General features: G+C 72.4%; 17 protein-coding genes. 8 read left to right on the top strand and 9 right to left on the bottom strand.

Annotated features, from left to right (window positions below; translation table 11 throughout):
* Positions 1-295 precede the first annotated feature (295 nt).
* The 4 genes from ACWDEN_RS26105 to ACWDEN_RS26120 all read left to right on the top strand — a co-directional run bounded on the left by ACWDEN_RS26105 (position 296) and on the right by ACWDEN_RS26120 (position 4,110).
* On the top strand, positions 296-622 hold the full coding sequence (locus ACWDEN_RS26105; protein WP_450860237.1) for a hypothetical protein: 327 nt from the start codon (positions 296-298) through the stop codon (positions 620-622).
* A 110-nt stretch (positions 623-732) separates the two neighbouring features.
* Positions 733-1,086 (top strand): ADP-ribosylation/crystallin J1, encoded by a 354-nt coding sequence (locus ACWDEN_RS26110; RefSeq protein ID WP_450860238.1) that lies wholly within the window; start codon positions 733-735, stop codon positions 1,084-1,086.
* The gene (locus ACWDEN_RS26115; RefSeq protein WP_450860239.1) at positions 1,083-1,853 is read left to right on the top strand and encodes a maleylpyruvate isomerase family mycothiol-dependent enzyme; all 771 of its coding nucleotides are present in this window, start codon (positions 1,083-1,085) and stop codon (positions 1,851-1,853) included. Before ACWDEN_RS26110 ends, ACWDEN_RS26115 begins: the two co-directional genes overlap by 4 nt.
* A gap of 217 nt (positions 1,854-2,070) precedes the next feature.
* Positions 2,071-4,110, top strand: a complete 2,040-nt coding sequence (locus tag ACWDEN_RS26120) for an NPCBM/NEW2 domain-containing protein (RefSeq protein WP_450860240.1) — start codon at positions 2,071-2,073, stop codon at positions 4,108-4,110.
* Between the two features lie 125 nt (positions 4,111-4,235).
* Here ACWDEN_RS26120 and ACWDEN_RS26125 read toward each other — a convergent pair whose 3' ends face one another.
* Positions 4,236-5,186 carry an ROK family protein gene (locus tag ACWDEN_RS26125; RefSeq protein WP_450860241.1) on the bottom strand — a complete coding sequence of 317 codons (951 nt, stop codon included), beginning with the start codon at positions 5,184-5,186 and terminating at the stop codon, positions 4,236-4,238.
* A 260-nt stretch (positions 5,187-5,446) separates the two neighbouring features.
* On the opposite strand from ACWDEN_RS26125, the gene ACWDEN_RS26130 reads away from it, so the two are divergent.
* Both ACWDEN_RS26130 and ACWDEN_RS26135 read left to right on the top strand, forming a co-directional pair.
* On the top strand, positions 5,447-6,496 hold the full coding sequence (locus ACWDEN_RS26130) for a LacI family DNA-binding transcriptional regulator (RefSeq protein WP_450860242.1): 1,050 nt from the start codon (positions 5,447-5,449) through the stop codon (positions 6,494-6,496).
* Positions 6,497-6,503: 7 nt separating this feature from the next.
* Positions 6,504-7,283 carry a hypothetical protein gene (locus ACWDEN_RS26135; protein WP_450860243.1) on the top strand — a complete coding sequence of 260 codons (780 nt, stop codon included), beginning with the start codon at positions 6,504-6,506 and terminating at the stop codon, positions 7,281-7,283.
* On the opposite strand, the gene ACWDEN_RS26140 is transcribed toward ACWDEN_RS26135, so the two are convergent.
* The 7 genes from ACWDEN_RS26140 to ACWDEN_RS26170 all read right to left on the bottom strand — a co-directional run bounded on the left by ACWDEN_RS26140 (position 7,229) and on the right by ACWDEN_RS26170 (position 13,586).
* On the bottom strand, positions 7,229-8,830 hold the full coding sequence (locus tag ACWDEN_RS26140; RefSeq protein WP_450860244.1) for a serine/threonine-protein kinase: 1,602 nt from the start codon (positions 8,828-8,830) through the stop codon (positions 7,229-7,231). The genes ACWDEN_RS26135 and ACWDEN_RS26140 overlap by 55 nt on opposite strands.
* A gap of 122 nt (positions 8,831-8,952) precedes the next feature.
* Positions 8,953-10,251, bottom strand: coding sequence for a DUF6986 family protein (locus tag ACWDEN_RS26145; protein ID WP_351617894.1), 1,299 nt, complete (start codon positions 10,249-10,251; stop codon positions 8,953-8,955).
* Positions 10,252-10,435: 184 nt separating this feature from the next.
* Complete coding sequence (locus ACWDEN_RS26150; protein WP_351617891.1) at positions 10,436-11,398, bottom strand: electron transfer flavoprotein subunit alpha/FixB family protein; 963 nt, start codon at positions 11,396-11,398, stop codon at positions 10,436-10,438.
* A 53-nt stretch (positions 11,399-11,451) separates the two neighbouring features.
* Positions 11,452-12,237, bottom strand: coding sequence for an electron transfer flavoprotein subunit beta/FixA family protein (locus ACWDEN_RS26155; RefSeq protein ID WP_351617888.1), 786 nt, complete (start codon positions 12,235-12,237; stop codon positions 11,452-11,454).
* Between the two features lie 217 nt (positions 12,238-12,454).
* Positions 12,455-12,964: a flavin reductase family protein gene (locus tag ACWDEN_RS26160; protein WP_351617885.1), complete on the bottom strand. Its 510-nt coding sequence runs from the start codon at positions 12,962-12,964 to the stop codon at positions 12,455-12,457.
* A 44-nt stretch (positions 12,965-13,008) separates the two neighbouring features.
* Positions 13,009-13,089: a putative leader peptide gene (locus ACWDEN_RS26165; RefSeq protein WP_351617915.1), complete on the bottom strand. Its 81-nt coding sequence runs from the start codon at positions 13,087-13,089 to the stop codon at positions 13,009-13,011.
* Between the two features lie 83 nt (positions 13,090-13,172).
* Entirely contained in the window at positions 13,173-13,586 is a 414-nt protein-coding gene (locus ACWDEN_RS26170; protein ID WP_351617912.1) for a TlpA family protein disulfide reductase, read from the bottom strand.
* 75 nt (positions 13,587-13,661) lie between these two features.
* Here ACWDEN_RS26170 and ACWDEN_RS26175 point away from each other — a divergent pair, with 75 nt between their 5' ends.
* A complete protein-coding gene (locus tag ACWDEN_RS26175) occupies positions 13,662-14,078 on the top strand; it encodes a DUF4395 domain-containing protein (RefSeq protein ID WP_351617883.1) in 417 nt (138 codons plus the stop codon).
* A gap of 188 nt (positions 14,079-14,266) precedes the next feature.
* On the top strand, positions 14,267-14,995 hold the full coding sequence (locus tag ACWDEN_RS26180; RefSeq protein ID WP_351617880.1) for a lysophospholipid acyltransferase family protein: 729 nt from the start codon (positions 14,267-14,269) through the stop codon (positions 14,993-14,995).
* A gap of 595 nt (positions 14,996-15,590) precedes the next feature.
* Here the strand turns inward: ACWDEN_RS26180 and ACWDEN_RS26185 are convergent.
* On the bottom strand, positions 15,591-16,181 hold the full coding sequence (locus ACWDEN_RS26185; protein WP_351617877.1) for a transglutaminase family protein: 591 nt from the start codon (positions 16,179-16,181) through the stop codon (positions 15,591-15,593).
* Positions 16,182-16,230 lie beyond the last annotated feature (49 nt).

Here is a 16,230-nt window from a genome sequence, read left to right on the forward strand (position 1 = left end):
CGGGAGGACGGGGCTGCCGTCCCGACGGGAGGGCCGAGCCACCTTACCGGCAGGAGAAAACCGGCTACCTCACCGGCGAGCAGCCCGGGCTACCGCCACGATGCGCGGGGCGAGTTGCCTCACCGGCGGGCGGGCCGGGACACCGTACCGGCAGGAGGACCGGGCTACCGTCCCGACGGGAGGACGGGGCTGCCGTCCCGACGGGAGGGCCGAGCCACCTTACCGGCAGGAGAAAACCGGCTACCTCACCGGCGAGCAGCCCGGGCTACCGTCCCGATGCGCGGGGTGGGTTGCCTTGCGGGCGCGGCCGCGCGGAGGAGTCCGACGGCACATCCACGTCGAGGGGCAGGGCGGCGCCGCGGTGGTGCGCAATGAGCCGGCCGCCATGTGCGGGCCGGTCGGCACGCTTCCTGCCGAGGCGACCGCGGGTTGCGGCCTGGGCGTGTCCCGCGCCTTCGTGTCCCGGCATCCCGAGCGCGTCATCTGCCTGCCGTGCCGCGGACACGCCCGGGAACGGCGCCGGTGGCTCGCCGGCCGGCCCGGAACGACCGTCGACCGGGCCCGGGTGGAGCGGGCCGCCGCCCATCACCGCGACCTGGCACGGCCGTTCGCCGCGCCGTGAGAGGCCGGACCGGCCGAAATACGCTGGTCCGCCGTTGGGTGGGGCCGGTATCGTCCGACATCCCGACCTGCCCGCCCGGCGCGGCAGGCCCTGAATGGAAACGCGACATCATGACCAGCCCGCCCCTGACCACGACCCTCTGGCGCCCCACGGGCCCCAAGGAGTTGGAACTGGTCCGCGCGCTCGACTGGCGGGCCTGGCCGCCCCGGCTCCCCGAGCAGCCGATCTTCTACCCGGTCCTCAACGAGGACTACGCGATCCGCATCGCCCGGGACTGGAACGTCCAGCACGACGGCGCCGGTTTCGTGACCCGGTTCGAGGTCGACACGGAGTTCCTCGCCCGGTATCCGGTCCGGCAGGCCGGCGGCGAGACGATCCTCGAACTGTGGGTTCCGGCCGAGGAGTTGGACGAGTTCAACGCCCATATCGTCGGACGGATCCAGCTTGTGCGGGAGTTCCGGTGAACGGACTCCCGGTCTTCCGCGCCGGAGCCGGTCGCACCGAGGACGTCGTACGCTCGGGCGACCGGCTCGTACGGGCCGCGGCCGGCCTGTCCGACACGGGACTCCGGGCCCCGTCGGGGCTGCCGGGGTGGACGCGGGGCCATGTGCTCGCCCACGTCGCCCACAGCGTCGACGCCTACGTCTGGCTGCTGCGGCTCGCGCACACCGGCCACGCACCGGGCCCCCGCGCGGACGCGGCGACCCTGGCCGCGGCGATCGAGCGGGACGCGGCGCTGTCCGCCGAGCGACTGGCCACCCGACTGCGCGGGAGCCTCGAGCGATTCGCGGCACAGGCACGCGCGTTGCCCGCCCCCGCCTGGGACCGTCTGGTCCCCGCGCTGGCCGGCTGGCGGCACCCGGCCTGGTACCTCCTGCTGCGCTGCCTGCGGGAGCTGGAGACGCACCACTTCGACCTGGGCGTCGGCCACGGCACCGCGCAGTGGCCCGACAGCTATGTCTCCTGGGCCCTGGACGACACCCTCACCACGCTGCGCGCCCAGGGTTTTCCGGTCGCCTCGGTGGAGACCGTGGATCTCGGTCGGCGCTGGTCCGTGGCGTCGGAGGGACCGTCGGTCGCCGGGGCCGGGCACGAGGTGCTCGGCTGGCTCAGCGGACGAACTCCGGCCGCCGTACTGACGACCGACGGTCCCGCCCCTCTCCTCCCCGCCCCGCCGGCCTGGCCGCAGCCTCCGCTGCCCGGCTGGGGTCGCGTCGACGACGAGGCGTGAGCCCCGGAAGCGAACACATCCGAACGCCCGACAGCCAGTCATTACGTCAAACCCCCCTGTTGTCAACGCTTCTGACGACATATCGAACGGTCGGGGTCACCTCTCTTCCAACATAGTCCGACACGTCCTACCGTAAACGCGCACAGCTGACACATACATGACGCCCAGGCGCCGCCCTGCCGTCAGCCACCTTTCGCGAGTCGGAGGAACGTCAACGATGCGTCACCCTCACACCCGCACGACCCGCCACGCCCGCACACCCCTGCGAAGAGTCGTCGGCGCACTCACCACAGGCCTGCTGTGCGCGGCGAGCCTGGCCGGCCCCGCCCTCGCGGCTCCCGCCCAGCGCCCGGCCGCCCCGGCCCTGGCCGACGGTCTCGCCCTCACCCCGCCCATGGGCTTCAACAACTGGAACTCCACGCACTGCCGCGCGGACTTCAACGAGAGCATGGTCAAGGGCATCGCCGACCTCTTCGTGGCGAAGGGCCTGAAGGACGCCGGCTACCGGTACGTCAACCTGGACGACTGCTGGGCCCTGCCGCAGCGCGACGCCGACGGCAAGCTGGTGCCCGACCCGGCCCGCTTCCCGAACGGCATCAAGGCCGTCGCCGACTACGTCCACTCCAAGGGGCTCAAACTCGGCATCTACACCAGCGCCGGCACCAGGACCTGCAACAGCGCGGGCTTCCCGGGCGCGCTCGGCCACGAGTACAGCGACGCCGGGCAGTTCGCCGACTGGGGCGTGGACTATCTGAAATACGACAACTGCAACAACCAGGGCGTCGACGCCAAGCAGCGGTACACCACCATGCGGGACGCTCTCAAGGCGACCGGACGGCCCATCGTCTACAGCATCTGCGAATGGGGCGAGAACAAGCCCTGGCAATGGGCGGCGGACGTCGGTCATCTGTGGCGCACCACGGGTGACATCAGTGACGACTGGGGCTCGATGCTCTCCATCCTCAAGCAGAACCTGCCGCTCGCGCCGTACGCGGGACCCGGCCACTGGAACGACCCCGACATGCTGGAGGTCGGCAACGGCGGCATGACGGACACCGAGTACCGCTCGCACTTCTCCCTCTGGTCGGTCATGGCCGCGCCGCTGCTGATCGGCACCGACCTGCGCAAGGCCTCCCAGGCGACCTTCGACATCCTGGACAACAAGGACGTCATCGCCGTCGACCAGGACCCGCTGGGCAAGCAGGGCACGGTCGTCTCCTCGGCGGGCGGACGCTGGGTGATCGCCAAGGAGATGAAGGACGGCAGCCGCGCGGTCGCCCTGTTCAACGAGTCCGGCACCGCGCAGCGGATCGCCACCACCGCGTCCGCCGTCGGCCTGCCCGACGCCACCGCGTACACCCTGCGGGACCTGTGGCAGCACCGCAGCTACAACACCGCCGGCACCATCGCGGCCACCGTCCCCGCCCACGGCACGGTCCTGCTGCGCGTCTCGGCCGACCCGCGCTGGGCCGCGCACCCGCCCGCCGTGGAACTGGGCCTGGACGGCAGCCCGTTGCTGGAGGCGGCTACGCCCGCCACGCTGACCAGCACCGTCACCGACCTCGGCCGCACCCCCGCCCGCCGCGTGTCCGTGGCCCTGACCGGCCCCGACGGGTGGACCGTGCGGCCCTCGTCGCCGACCACGGCCACCGCCCTCGCCACCGGCCGGACCCTGCGCACCGGCTGGACCGTCACCGCGCCGGCCGGGACACCCACGGGGTCCTACGGCCTGACCCTCCAGACGCGTTACCTCTCACCGACCGGACAAGGCGTGATCAGCACCCTCCCGCTCACCGCGTCCGTCGTCGTCCGGCCGCCCGCCGGGGCGTCGTACCTCAGCGACCTGCCCTGGCTGTCGGCGACCAGCGGCTGGGGGCCGGTGGAACGCGACACCAGCAACGGGGAGAGCGCCGCGGGCGACGGCCACCCGATCACCATCGGCGGCGCCGTGTACGCCAAGGGCCTCGGCGTGCACGCCGCGAGCGACGTCTCCTTCTACACCGGCAGGGCGTGCAGCAAGGTCACCGCGGACGTCGGCGTCGACGACGAGAAGGGCACGAGGGGCACCGTGACCTTCGAGATCTGGGCCGACGGCACGAAGGTCGCCTCGACCGGCGTCCTGACCAACGCGATGCCCGCCCAGCCGATCAGCGCCGACATCACCGGCGCCCAGGTGGTCCACCTGGTCGTCACCGACGCGGGGGACGGCAACGACTCGGACCATGCGGACTGGGCGGATGCGCAAGTGAGTTGCTGAGGGTGCCCACCCGTCGGGGCGGTTGAGACCGTACGCGGCTGCGGGTGAGTCCGGGCTGGCCGTGCCCACGCGGCGGAGCCACGTGGCAATCCGGCCCCGCGCCCTTTCGGGGCGCTGACCCCGGCTCAGACCCCCGCCGTCGCGTCCGGCCGCCGGGCCAGCGCGGCGGCCGCCGCGCCGACCAGTCCCGCGTCCGTACCCATCTGCGCGGGCACGACCCTCAGGCGCTGGACGAAGGACAGGGTGGCGTAGTCGGTGAGTGCCTTGCGCAGGGGGGTGAAGAGGATGTCCCCCGCGTTGCCGACGCCGCCGCCGATCACGGCAATGTCGATCTCGACCAGGGTGGCGGTGGCCGCGATACCGGCGGCCAGGGCCTGTGCCGCGCGCTCGAAGGAGGCCACGGCGACCGGGTCGCCCTCGCGGGCGGCGGCGGCCACGGCGGCGGCAGAGGTGTCGCCGTCGGGACCGGGACGCCAGCCCTGGTCCAGGGCGCGGCGGGCGATGTTCGGCCCGCTCGCGATCCGCTCCACACAGCCGCGCGAGCCGCACGGGCACGGGTCGCCGTCGAGGTCGACGCTGATGTGACCGATGTGACCGGCGTTGCCGGTCGGCCCGGGGTGCAGCCGGCCGTTCAGGACCAGGCCGCCCCCGACGCCGGTCGACACGACCATGCACAGCGCGTTGTCGTGGCCCCGCGCGGCCCCCTGCCAGTGCTCGGCCGCCGTGATCGCGACGCCGTCGCCGATCAGCTCGACCGGGAGCCCGCCGGTGGCCGCGCGCACCCGCTCGACCAGCGGGAAGTCCCGCCAGCCCGGGACGTTCACCGGACTGACCGTGCCCGCCGAGGCGTCCACGGGGCCGGCACTGCCGATGCCGATGGCGCCTGCGCGTTCCCACAGCGGCGATCCGGCGAGGTCGTCGAGCACCTCCGCGACGGCCCGCATGACCGTGTCGCCGTCCTGCTGCGCGGGCGTGCCGCGCTGGGCCCGTGCCAGGATCCGTCCGTCGCCGTCCACCAGCGCGCCGGCGATCTTGGTACCGCCGATGTCCAGGGCCGCCACGAGGTCGGTGTGCATCAGAGTCAGATCTCCCCGTTGAAGCTTGAGAATCAAAGAGACGCGGGCCGGTCACACGGTGGGGCGCAGGCCGACAGACGACGGTGGACAGTGTCTCGCGCATCTGACAACGTTGTCCAGGCTCTATGCTCGACGCCACATCCTCATACGAACCACGGATCGGCGCATCACCCGGGTGCACCACCGTGTGCGCACCGGCGCACCACCCCGTACGCACCGGCTCCGTGGCCGAGCCGGACGACAGGACAGGACGCCGCATCGTGCCCGAGACCACCCGCCGCACAGACAGCCTTTCCGGCACCCGTTACGGCAACCGCCCGACCATGAAGGACGTGGCGGCGCGGGCCGGGGTCGGCCTGAAGACGGTCTCCCGGGTGGTCAACGGCGAGCCCGGTGTCACCCCGGACACCGAGCGCCGGGTGCAGGAGGCGATCGACGCGCTGGGCTTCCGCCGCAACGACAGCGCCCGGGTGCTGCGCAAGGGCCGTACGGCGAGCATCGGGCTGGTTCTGGAGGACCTCGCCGACCCCTTCTACGGCCCGCTCAGCCGCGCCGTCGAGGAGGTGGCCCGCGCCCACGGCGCCCTGCTGATCAACGGTTCCAGCGCCGAGGACCCGGAGCGCGAGCAGGAGCTGGCGCTGGCGCTGTGCGCACGGCGGGTGGACGGTCTGGTGATCATCCCGGCCGGGGACGACCACCGCTATCTCGAACCGGAGATCAGGGCGGGTGTGGCGACCGTGTTCGTGGACCGTCCGGCCGGGCGCATCGACGCCGACGTGGTCCTCTCCGACAACTACGGCGGCGCCCGGGACGGCGTCGCCCATCTCATCGCGCACGGCCACCGCCGGATCGGCTTCATCGGCGACATGCCGCGCATCCACACCGCGGCCGAGCGGCTGCGCGGATACCGGGCGGCCATGGAGGACGCGGGGATACCGGTCGAGGACGCCTGGATGTCCCTCGGGCAGACGAACCCGGAGCGGGTGCGCCGGGCGGCGGAGGAGATGCTCTCCGGTCCCGAGCCCGTCACCGCGATCTTCGCGGGCAACAACCGGGTGACGGTCACCGTGATCCGGGTCCTGGCCGAGCAGTCCCGCCCGGTCGCCCTCGTCGGCTTCGACGACATCGAGCTGGCCGATCTGCTCCAGCCGGGCGTCACGGTCGTCGCCCAGGACTCGGCAGCCCTGGGCCGTACCGCCGCCGAGCGGCTGTTCCGTCAACTGGACGGCGGGCTCGTCGCACCGGAGCGCATCGAGCTGCCCACCCGGCTGATCACGCGCGGCTCGGGCGAGCTGCCACCGGCCGACTGAGCCGCCCGTGACCGGCCGCACCCTGGCGGAGCTCGGCCTCGCCGACGCTCCCCGCGACCATCCGCTGACCTATCCCGGCGCCTGGCCCGCCGACTCCGGACTGCTGCACGGCGACCGCATGTTGCCACTGGAGCGCCTGGTGTACGACGACCGGGTGCCGGTGCTCGCCGTCGGCTCCAACGCGTGTCCGGGCCAACTGCGGTACAAGATGGCCGAGTCCGGGATCGGCTCGCCCGTACCGATGGTGCGGTCGCGGGTGTCCGGGCTCGGCGTGGGCGTCTCGGCGCACGTCAGCCGCCTGGGCTATGTCTCGGCGTCTCCGGTCAAGTCACCGCGGGAGTCGAGGGAGTTGTTCGTCATCTGGCTGGACCGGCGCCAGCTGGAGGTGATCGACGCCAGCGAGCCCCACTTCCGGCGGGCCTGGCTGCCCGCGCCTCAGGTGCGGATCGAGCTGCCGGACGGTTGCGCGCTCACCGGGGCGTACGCCTACGTCAACCGGCACGGCGTGCTGCGCAACGGCACCGGTGCGCCGCGCCGCCATCCCGGCGACCAGCGGATCCTGCTCACCGAACTCCTCGCGGGGTCCGCTGCGTTACGCGCGCTGTTCGGCGTCACGCCGGAGGAGTTCTGCGCGCGGGCCCGCCGCGACCCGGGGCTGTGCGCGCGCGGCACTCGGCTGTTCGCCGAGCAGAAGTGGGTGACGGAGTCGGGTTTCGAGCCGTACGCCGACGGTCAGCAGACCGGGAGCCCGGGCACAGGTTCGTCGTTGTTCCCGCCCTTGAGGTAGACGTCGCTGACGTAGACGCCGGTGTTGCCGCTGTCGTCGTCGGTCTTCGCCCACCACACGTTCGTCCACCGGCCGTAGGTCTCCCGGCGGCCCGGATTCGCCTGGCAGTAGAAGTAGTCGGTGCCCGCGTTCAGGGTCCCGGCCGGGGTGCCGGAGGCCGTGTAGGACGTGGCGGTGTGCCAGACCCGGCAGTCGTACTTGCCGCCGCCGACGGCCCGGCAGGCGGCCGCCGGCCCTGAGGCTGTTCCCGAACTCCCGGTCGGGACGGGGCCGTTGGAGGACCTGCTCTCGCTGCCGCGCCCATGCGACTTCTTCGGTTGGGTGGACCACCCGGTGCCGGCCCGTTTGGTGGCCGCGGCCCCGGAACGGGAAGCGGCCGGTGCGCTCTTCGGCGCTCCCTGGTCGTGCACCAGGGCGACGGTGACCCCGGCCGCGCCGAGGACGACGGCGACGGCTTCGGCGGCGAGGAGTGCGCGGCTCCTGCGGCGGGGCGAGCCGGTTGCCGTGCTCATGGGCCCGGTGGGGGCGCCGGGGGCGTGGGCGGACGCCTGCCCGGCCGGGCCCGGCTGCGGCGGGCCGAAGCCCGGCGGCACGGGCGGCGCGGTGCGTTGCGTCGGTTCGGGGGTACGGGGCGGCGTCGGGCGCAGGGTGGCCGTCGGCACGTCGGGGGTCCGCGCCTGAGCCACCCGGCGCAGCGCCTCGCATGCCTCCTCGGCGTCCGGGCGGGCGTCCGGGCGCTTGTCCATCAGGCATCGCAGGACCGGCGCGAGCGGCCCCGCCCGGTGGGGTTCGGGCAGCGGCTCGGAGACGATCGCGGTGAGCGTCGAGTAGGTGGACGTACGGCGGAAGGGCGCGGCGCCCTCGACGGCCGCGTACAGGGTGGCGCCCACGGCCCAGACGTCGGCGGGCGGGCCCGGCGCGGCGCCCTGGGCGCGCTCGGGGGCCAGGTAGTCGAGGGAGCCGACGAGTTCGCCGCTGCGGGTGAGACGGGTGGCCGAGCCGTCGCCGGGGTCGTCCATCGTGGCGATGCCGAAGTCGGTCAGGACGACTCGGCCGGAGCGCTCGAGGAGGATGTTGCCGGGTTTGACGTCGCGGTGCAGGACGCCGGCCCGATGGGCGGCGGCCAGGGCGTCCGTCACCGCCGCGCCGATGCGCGCCGCCTCGTACGGGTCGGGGGTGCCGTGCTCGCGCAGGACGTCGTCGAGGGAGGGCCCGTCGATCAGTTCCATGACGATCAGGGGGCGTCCGTCGACCTCGGTGACGTCGTGCACGGCGACGACGCCGGGGTGACGGACCCGGGCGGCGGCCCGGGCCTCGCGCTGCATGCGCAAGCGCAGTTCGGACAGTTCCGGTCCGGCCGTGTCGGTGTAGGTGCGCAGCTCCTTGACCGCGATCTCGCGGCCGAGGACCTCGTCCACGGCCCGCCAGACCACGCCCATGCCGCCGCGCCCGAGCCGCGCGGTGACGCGGTAGCGCCCGGCCAGCAGCCGGCCGGCCCCGTCGTCCGTGTGCCCGTACTCCTCCGGTCCCTGCTCCCCCGAAGACACCGCCGCCCCGTTCCTGTGCCGTCCCGTGTCGCGTCCGCCTGGCCGATGCGTGGCGTCCAGCGTACGGGGGCGGCGGTGCCGGCGTACTCCCCCGGCGGGGGGCTGTGACCGGCCCGCGACCTCTACTTCGCGGAGGCCGTCAGGTCACCGCGCCGGGGTGCGGCGAAGCCCTCCAGGTCGGTGCGGGTCAGGCCGGTGAGGCGGGCGACCTCGGCGATGTCGAGGGCGCCGCAGTCCAGTCCGCGCAGCAGATAGCCGCTGAGGGCCTTGGCGGTGGCGGGCTCGTCCATCACGTCGCCGCCGGCCCGGTTGGCGTAGCGGGCGAGGCGGGCGGCGGCCTGTTCGAAGCCCTCGCGGTAGAAGGCGAAGACGGCGGCGTAGCGGGTCGGGATGTGGCCGGGGTGCATGTCCCAGCCCTGGTAGTAGGCGCGGGCCAGGGCGCGGCGGGTGAGGCCGTAGTGCAGGCGCCAGGCGTCGTGGACCTTCTCGGTGGGGCCGACGGGCAGGACGTTGGTCGAGCCGTCGGAGACGCGCACCCCGGTGCCCGCGGCCGCGACCTGCATGACCGCCTTGGCGTGGTCGGCGGCCGGGTGGTCGCTGGCCTGGTAGGCGGCGGAGACGCCGAGGCAGGCGCTGTAGTCGAAGGTGCCGTAGTGCAGCCCGGTGGCGCGGCCCTCGGCGGCCTGGATCATCCGGGCGACGGTGGCGGTGCCGTCGGTGGCGAGGATGGACTGGCTGGTCTCGATCTGGATCTCGAAGCCGAGGCGGCCGGCGTCCAGGCCGTGCACCTTCTCGAAGGCCTCCAGCAGCCGCACGAACGCGGTGACCTGCTCGGGGTAGGTCACCTTGGGCAGGGTGAGGACCAGGCCGTCGGGCAGGCCTCCGGACTCGATCAGGCCGGTGAGGAAAACGTCGAGGGTGCGGATGCCCCGGTCGCGTACCGCCGCCTCCATGCACTTCATGCGGATGCCCATGTACGGGGCCGCCGTGCCGTTCGCGTACGCGTCCGCGATCAGCCGGGCCGCGCGGGCCGCCGCCCGGTCCTCCTCGGCGTCGGGGCGGGGGCCGTAGCCGTCCTCGAAGTCGACGCGCAGGTCTTCGATCGGCTCGCGTTCCAGCTTGGCGCGGACGCGGGAGTAGACGGGCTCGGCGAGCTCGTCGGACAGGCCGAGGACCGCGGCGAGGGAGGCGGCGTCCGGAGCGTGCTCGTCGAGGGCGGCGAGGGCCTGGCCGCCCCAGGAGCGGATGGTGTCGGCGGCGAAGGCGTCACCGGGAACGTAGACGGTGTGGACGGGCTGCCGGGTGCCGGGATCCCCGGGGTAGCGGCGCTCCAGCTCCGCGTCGACCGGCGCGAGGGAGGCGCTGATCTCCTCGCTGACGGCACCCGCGAGGCTCGTCGCCACCTTCTCCTGCTGACCCATCCCACACCCTCCAATTTTCCGCTGTACGGAATCAACAATCCGTAGAATGAAGTTATCCGGGAGGTTCTTGCTGGTCAACACCCCGTCCGGAGCCTGGTCGGGCGCCCGGCGGATCGTCACCAGGATGCACCGAGGCCCCGGTGACCGCGTCGGTCACCGGGGCCTCGGGTGTGCCGGGTGAGGCTCAGCCCTTGCGGGTCTTGATCTCCTCGGTCAGCTGCGGGACGACGTCGAACAGGTCGCCGACCACACCGAAGTCGACCAGCTCGAAGATCGGGGCCTCGGCGTCCTTGTTGACGGCCACGATCGTCTTCGAGGTCTGCATACCGGCACGGTGCTGGATGGCGCCGGAGATGCCGTTGGCGATGTACAGCTGCGGCGAGACCGACTTACCGGTCTGGCCGACCTGGTTGGTGTGCGGGTACCAGCCGGCGTCGACGGCGGCACGCGAGGCACCGACGGCCGCGCCGAGGGAGTCGGCCAGCGCCTCGATGATCGAGAAGTTCTCGGCGCCGTTGACGCCACGGCCGCCGGAGACCACGATCGCGGCCTCGGTCAGCTCCGGACGGCCCGTCGACTCACGCGGCGTACGCGCGGTGACCTTCGTGCCGGTCGCCTGGTCCGAGAAGGAGACGGACAGGGCCTCCACCGCACCCGCGGCCGGGGCGGCCTCCACGGCGGCCGAGTTCGGCTTGACCGTGATGACCGGAGTGCCCTTGATGACGCGGGACTTGGTGGTGAAGGACGCGGCGAACACCGACTGGGTGGCCACCGGGCCCTCGTCGCCGGCCTCCAGGTCGACGGCGTCGGTGATGATGCCAGAGCCGATGCGCAGCGCCAGGCGGGCGGCGATCTCCTTGCCCTCGGCGGAGGAGGGGACCAGCACGGCGGCCGGGGAGACGGCCTCGTAGGCGGCCTGCAGGGCGTCCACCTTCGGCACGACCAGGTAGTCGGCGTACTCGGAGGCGTCGTGGGTGAGGACCTTCACCGCGCCGTGCTCGGCGAGGGTGGCGGCGGTGTCGGCGGCGCCGGCACCCAGCGCGACGGCGACGGGCTCGCCGATGCGCCGGGCCAGGGTCAGCAGCTCGAGGGTGGGCTTGCGGACGGCACCGTCCACGTGGTCGACGTAGACGAGGACTTCAGCCATGGGATTGCTCTCCTGCGTAACGAAGTTGAGGGGCGGTCAGCGGGGGCGAGCCCTTAGATGAACTTCTGGCTCGCGAGGAACTCAGCGAGCTGCTTGCCGCCCTCGCCCTCGTCCTTGACGATGGTGCCGGCCGTGCGCGCCGGGCGCTCGTTCGCGACCTCGACCTTGGTGAACGCGCCGTCCAGGCCGACCTCCTCGGCCTCGATGTCCAGGTCGGACAGGTCCCAGGACTCCACCGGCTTCTTCTTGGCCGCCATGATGCCCTTGAAGGACGGGTAGCGCGCCTCGCCCGACTGGTCGGTCACGGAGATGACGGCCGGGAGCTGCGCCTGAAGCTGCTCGGACGCGGCGTCGCCGTCGCGGCGGCCCTTGACCGTGCCGTCCTCGACGGAGACCTCGGACAGGAGGGTGACCTGCGGGACGCCCAGGCGCTCGGCGACCAGCGCGGGGACGACACCCATGGTGCCGTCGGTGGACGCCATACCGGAGACGACCAGGTCGAAGCCGGCCTTCTCGATCGCCTTGGCCAGGACCAGGGAGGTGCCGATGGCGTCGGTGCCGTGCAGGTCGTCGTCCTCGACGTGGATGGCCTTGTCGGCACCCATGGACAGGGCCTTGCGGAGCGCGTCCTTGGCGTCCTCGGGGCCGACGGTCAGGACGGTGACCTCGGCGTCGTCCGCGTTCTCCGCGATCTGGAGGGCCTGCTCGACCGCATACTCGTCCAGCTCGGAGAGCAGACCGTCCACGTCGTCGCGGTCGACGGTCAGGTCATCGGCGAAGTGCCGGTCGCCAGTGGCGTCGGGCACGTACTTCACAGTGACAACGATCCTCAAGCTCACGCCGGCTCTCCTACTGCATCGTCATTTCCGGGCTGCCTCTTGCAGGCAGCATAGGCGCCTCAAGCGGCCGATCCCGGTCGGGGCGTCCGCGCGCTCCGACCGAAATATTACTCGTCAGTACACCCAGTTCATGCCCGCTAAGCAAGCGCTTTGAACTGTGACCTTCGCAACGCAGCGTAACCGGAACTCGACGCGCGCGCAGGAGACGACGGCGTGATCAATCCCGCAGGCCGTTGAAGCGGCCCTGGTGGTAGAGGAGGGGGCGGCCCGCGCCCGTGGGGTCGCCCAGGACGACCTCGGCGAGCACGATCCGGTGATCACCGGCCGGGACCCGGCCGACGATCCGGCAGACCAGCCAGGCGAGCACGTCGTCGAGCACCGGTACGCCTTCCGGGCCCTCGCGCCAGGCCGTCGGCGCGCCGAAGCGGTCCGCGCCGCTGCGGGCGAAGGTGGCGGCCAGCTCACTCTGGTGCTCGCCGAGTATGTGGACGCCGACGTGGTCCGTCTCGGCTATCGCGGGCCAGCTGGAGGCGCCCGTACCGATGCCGAAGGAGACGAGCGGGGGCTCGGCGGAGACCGAGGTGAGGGAGGTGGCGGTGAACCCGACCGGGCCGGAGGCACCACGCGCGGTGATCACCGCCACACCGGCGGCGTGCCGGCGGAAGGTGGAGCGCAACAGATCGGGAGAGGCGAGCTGAACAGTGCCGAGGTCGGGCGAGGCCGTCATGGAGTTGTCCTTCTGCTGGAGGTCGCGATCTGGGCAGTCGGGTCTCAACAGCCCGGACAGATGGCGCTCGCGGTGCGGGCGAGGTCGACGTGGACCCGCCCGTGGAGAAGGAGTTCGGTCGGCATACGGTCAGGCTGACGATAGTTGGTGTGCCCAGTCAAGCACGGTCCGGGATGCGGAAGGTACCGCGCCGTCTCCTGAGGCCCCCTCACACGGCCTCGCCCAGTGCCGCGATGACGTCGGCCTTGCGGGGCTGTCCGGTGGCACGCCGTACGACGCGTCCTTCGGCGTCGAGCACCAGCACGGTGGGCGTCTTGAGGATCTCGAGTTCACGTACGAGGTCCAGACGGGCCTCGGCGTCGATCTCGACGTGGGCCACCCCGGGGACCATTCCGGCGACCTCGCCGAGGACCCGCCGGGTGGCCCGGCAGGGCGCGCAGAAGGCGCTGGAGAACTGGACCAGTGTGGCCCGCTCGCCGAGCTCGCCGCCCAGCTCGGCGGCGCCCAGCCGCTTGCCCTCGTCCCGCCCGCGCACCCGTACTCTCCCGCTCCGCCGCCTGTGCAGCACTCCGGCGGCGCTCGCCACGACGAGCACCGCCACGCACACCACCACTCCGGTCATCACCTGCCCAAGCATTCATCAGACTGAAAAGATTCCCGCCTCCCGCGGGAGTTTCCGTTGCGGAATGCTGGATTCATGGACATCGACGTGAGAGGGCCGCGCTTCGGGGCGGCCGTGACGACGGGCGTTCTGGCGGTGGCACTGAGCCTGGAGAACGCCTGGGTGCTGGGCTGGCAGACGCTGGCGTTCGCGCTCGGAGCGGCCGCGGGTGTGCAGCACTCGCCGTACGGCTGGGTCTTCCGCACCGCCGTACGGCCCCGGCTCGGGCCGCCGAAGGAGTTCGAGGCTCCGGAACCGCCGCGGTTCGCGCAGGCCGTGGGCCTGGTGTTCGCGGGGCTCGGTCTCGTGGGGTTCACCGTGGGACCGCAGTGGCTGGGGCTGGCCGCGACCGGCGCGGCACTCGCCGCCGCCTTCCTGAACGCGGCGTTCGGCTACTGCCTGGGGTGCGAGATGTTCCTGCTTCTGAAGAGGGCCACCGTACGGGCGGAGTAAAGGGTACTCAAAAATCCGAGGTGGGATGTAGGCCGACGTGACGAGAATCTCGCCGCCACCGGGCACCAGGGCTGGCTACCCGTCCGTTCTTCGGGCACGATCTGCGAGACGCCGTAAACCTACGGCTGCGTAACTTACCCGCCGGGAGCCCCCTTTCCCGAGCAGAGCAGAAAGGGTCCGTCCCGCCCATGGCAGAGCTGGTCTACCGTCCCGTCATCGGATTCGCCAAGACGTTGTTCAAGGTCTGGGACCTGAAGATCGACTGCCAGGGGTCGGAGAACATCCCGCGCTCGGGCGGCGCCGTGCTGGTGAGCAATCACATCAGCTATCTGGACTTCGTCTTCAACGGCCTGGCGGCCCTGCCGCAGAAGCGCCTGGTGCGCTTCATGGCGAAGGAGTCCGTCTTCCGCCACAGGATCTCCGGTCCGCTGATGCGCGGCATGAAGCACATCCCGGTGGACCGCAACCAGGGCGAGGCGGCCTACGCGCACGCGCTGGACTCGCTGCGCTCGGGTGAGGTCGTCGGGGTCTTCCCGGAGGCCACCATCTCCCAGTCGTTCACGCTGAAGAGCTTCAAGTCCGGTGCGGCCAGGCTCGCCCAGGACGCCGGCGTTCCGCTGGTCCCGATGGCGGTGTGGGGCACCCAGCGGCTGTGGACGAAGGGCCACCCCCGCAACTTCAAGCGCAACCACCTGCCCGTCACCATCCGGGTCGGCGAGGCGGTCGAGGCACCCCGCGACCAGTACGCCGGCGCCATAACCCGCCGGCTGCGCGAGCGCGTCCAGGAACTGCTGGACGCCGCCCAGCGCGCCTACCCGGGCCGCCCCAGGGACCCCGAGGACTCCTGGTGGCTGCCTGCGCATCTGGGGGGTACGGCACCGACGGTGGAGCAGCTGCGGGCGGCCGAGGCGAGCTGACCCGCGGCGCTTTGGCCGATGCCGGGCACTCAGCGGGTAGTTCGGCTGCGGGCCGGTGCGGGCTGGGCGCGCCCCTGGGGAGCACAGGCACCCCACGGTAGGTGATGGCGACCGATGGCTGATGGCGCACCGCCTGCGACGACGCCCTCCCTTCCGGGTCGTTGCGCCAACTCGCGGACACTGGCGGCCACTTCAGCAAGGCCGACGCGACGGCACCTCCCCGGCTGGGCCTGATCTCTCCCGCCTGTGTCCCGCGCCGCAGCATCTCCCCGGCTGCGTCGACCACCTGACCGAGCGCCCGGCCACCGTCGCCGCCCGCGCGCCGGACGGCAGGAGGCCCGCCACGGCGTCGTAGCGGGACATGTCGTTCCAGGGTGCGAGGGCGCGGGCCGCCATCGCCCGGGCGTTCGCCAACGTGTGTGTGGTGCCGGGCGGTTCCTCGCGCCAGTCGTCCGGCACGCCGAGCGCGAGCTCGTCCGCCGAAGCGCCGGCACCTGCCTCCCGAGGACCGGGGGATGCCTGTTCCCCTGGCGAACTGCCGCCCTCAGCCTCATTCTTCGAGCTTGTCCGGCGTCGGGCGGGGTGCTCACTGCCCTCAGAGCGCGTCGGGCAGCGTCTTCCACAGGTACGGCCGGTCCGGGGCGGCCTTCAGGGCGTCGAGGACGACCGGGTGCGGTTCGGCGTACAGGACGGGATAGTCCAGCTCACCGGCCGCGGGGTCGGGGATCCAGGCCAGCCGCTCGCCGTCCAGGGAGAACCGGGCGTCCACGCCGGGCTTGTTGCCGCGCGGGTCCTGCCGGTGCCAGGCGCCGTGGAAGCGGACGGCGACCAGTCCGTGCACGGCGTGGCCGCCCTCGTCGTCGGTCAGCCGCTGGTAGCACAGGGCCGTCGGGATGTCCTCGGCGCGCAGCAGGGCGGCCAGGGCGTGGGCCTTGGCGTAGCAGATGCCGGTGCCCAGAGCGAGCACGTCCGAGGCGCGCCAGGTGACGCGCGGGTCGCCGGAGTCCTGGGAGTGCGGGATGGTGTCCCGCACGAATTCATAAGCGGCCCGCGCATAGGCATACGAGTCGGCGGCCTCAGCGGCCAGCCTTTCGGCCGTTTCCCGGACCACGGGATGATGATGGTCGATGGCCTCGTCCGCCGCCAAGTAAGCGGACAGGTCAGGGGTGTTCTGGATCAGCTCCATGCCCGCAGAGCATAGGAATGCGATCACTCGCCAGTCAATGACTTTTCGA

This window comes from Streptomyces sp. NPDC001153, from assembly GCF_053598315.1.